Here is a 2,923-nt window from a genome sequence, read left to right on the forward strand (position 1 = left end):
TAAAAACTAAATAAGAACATCAATAATCATCAACGTAAATAAACTTAGTTAAGTCCTCGATCTATTAGTATTCGTCAGCTTCACGTATCGCTACGCTTCCACCTCGAACCTATCAACCTTATCGTCTCGTAAGGGATCTTACTCATTTAAAATGATGGGAAGTCTCATCTTGAGGCGGGTTTCGTGCTTAGATGCTTTCAGCACTTATCCTTGCCACACGTAGCTACCCAGCTATGCTCCTGGCGGAACAACTGGTACACCAGTGGTGTGTCCATCCCGGTCCTCTCGTACTAAGGACAGCTCCTCTCAAACTTCCAACGCCCACGACGGATAGGGACCGAACTGTCTCACGACGTTCTGAACCCAGCTCGCGTACCGCTTTAATGGGCGAACAGCCCAACCCTTGGGACCGACTACAGCCCCAGGATGCGATGAGCCGACATCGAGGTGCCAAACCTCCCCGTCGATGTGAACTCTTGGGGGAGATAAGCCTGTTATCCCCGGGGTAGCTTTTATCCGTTGAGCGATGGCCCTTCCATGCGGAACCACCGGATCACTAAGTCCGACTTTCGTCCCTGCTCGACTTGTTGGTCTCGCAGTCAAGCTCCCTTCTGCCTTTACACTCGGAGAATGATTTCCAACCATTCTGAGGGAACCTTTGAGCGCCTCCGTTACTTTTTGGGAGGCGACCGCCCCAGTCAAACTGCCATTCTGACACTGTCTCCGGACCGGATCACGGTCCTGGGTTAGAATGTTCATACAGCCAGAGTGGTATCCCACCAGTGCCTCCACGTAAGCTAGCGCTCACGTTTCTCAGGCTCCCACCTATCCTGTACAAGCTGCACAAACATTCCATATCAGATTACAGTAAAGCTCCACGGGGTCTTTCCGTCCTGTCGCGGGTAATGCGCATCTTCACGCATAGTATAATTTCACCGGGTCTCTCGTTGAGACAGTGCCCAAGTCGTTGCACCTTTCGTGCGGGTCGGAACTTACCCGACAAGGAATTTCGCTACCTTAGGACCGTTATAGTTACGGCCGCCGTTTACTGGGGCTTCGGTTCAATGCTTCGCGCTTACGCACTAACACATCCCCTTAACCTTCCAGCACCGGGCAGGTGTCAGCCCCTATACTTCGCCTTGCGGCTTCGCAGAGACCTATGTTTTTGCTAAACAGTCGCTTGGGCCTGTTCACTGCGGCTTCTCTTACAAGAAGCACCCCTTCTCCCGAAGTTACGGGGTCATTTTGCCGAGTTCCTTAACGAGAGTTCTCCCGCTCACCTTCGGATACTCTCCGCGCCTACCTGTGTCGGTTTCGGGTACGGGCACCTGTGATCTTACTAGAGGTTTTTCTAGGCAGTGTGGAATCAGGAACTTCGGTACTAAATTTCCCTCCCCATCACAGCTCAAGATTGTTGGACGGATTTGCCTATCCAACTCCCTTACTGCTTGGGCGCACACATCCATCCGTGCGCTTTCCTTATCCTCCTGCGTCTCCCCATCGTTCAAACGATCACGAGGTGGTACAGGAATATCAACCTGTTGTCCATCGCCTACGCCCTTCGGCCTCGGCTTAGGTCCCGACTAACCCTGAGAGGACGAACCTTCCTCAGGAAACCTTAGGCTTTCGGTGAAAGAGATTCTCACTCTTTTTTCGTTACTCATACCGGCATTCTCACTTCTAACGCGCTCCACAAGTCCTCACGATCTTGCTTCGCTGCACGTAGAACGCTCTCCTACCATTGTTCCTACGGAACAATCCACAGTTTCGGTGATACGCTTAGCCCCGGTACATTTTCGGCGCAAAGTCACTCGACCAGTGAGCTATTACGCACTCTTTAAATGGTGGCTGCTTCTAAGCCAACATCCTGGTTGTCTGTGCAACTTCACATCCTTTTCCACTTAGCGTATACTTTGGGACCTTAACTGGTGGTCTGGGTTGTTTCCCTCTCGACAATGAACCTTATCACCCACTGTCTGACTCCCAAGATGAAGTAATTGGCATTCGGAGTTTGACTGAATTCGGTAACCCGATGAGGGCCCCTAGTCCAATCAGTGCTCTACCTCCAACACTCCTATATCTTGAGGCTAGCCCAAAAGCTATTTCGGAGAGAACCAGCTATCTCCGTGTTCGATTGGCTTTTCACCCCTACCCACACCTCATCCCCGCATTTTTCAACATACGTGGGTTCGGGCCTCCAGTCAGTGTTACCTGACCTTCACCCTGGACATGGGTAGATCACACGGTTTCGGGTCTACGACCGCATACTAAAGACGCCCATTTCAGACTCGCTTTCGCTGCGGCTCCGTGAATAAATCACTTAACCTTGCATACAATCGTAACTCGCCGGTCCATTCTGCAATAGGTACGCCGTCACACATTAAAGTGCTCCGACTACTTGTAGGCACACGGTTTCAGGTACTCTTTCACTCCCCTCTCGGGGTACTTTTCACCTTTCCCTCACGGTACTGGTTCACTATCGGTCACTAGGGAGTATTTAGCCTTGGGAGATGGTCCTCCCGGATTCCGACGGAATTTCACGTGTTCCGCCGTACTCAGGATCCACTTCGGAGGAAATACATTTTCGATTACAGGGCTGTTACCTTCTATGGCTGACCTTTCCAGATCGATTCATCTAACATATTTCTTTGTAACTCCTAATGAAGTGTCCTACAACCCCAGTAAGTAAACTTACTGGTTTGGGCTACATTCCATTTCGCTCGCCGCTACTACGGAAATCGCATTTGCTTTCTCTTCCTCCAGGTACTAAGATGTTTCAATTCCCTGGGTCTGCTTCATCTACTCTATGTATTCAAGTAGATGTACTATTCCATTACGAATAGTGGGTTTCCCCATTCGGAAATCCTCGGATCACAGTTTACTTACAACTCCCCGAGGCATATCGGCGTTAGTCCCGTCCTTC

Annotated in this window: 1 rRNA gene; it reads right to left on the reverse strand. The window is 50.5% G+C overall.

Going from position 1 to position 2,923, the window contains the following annotated elements:
* Positions 1-44: 44 nt before the first annotated feature.
* A 23S ribosomal RNA gene (locus tag SPD48_RS19850) occupies positions 45-2,923 on the reverse strand; the annotation flags it as partial.

It is taken from the genome of Pseudogracilibacillus sp. SE30717A (assembly GCF_037071985.1).
In the GTDB taxonomy this organism is placed as follows: Bacteria; Bacillota; Bacilli; order Bacillales; family Amphibacillaceae; genus Pseudogracilibacillus.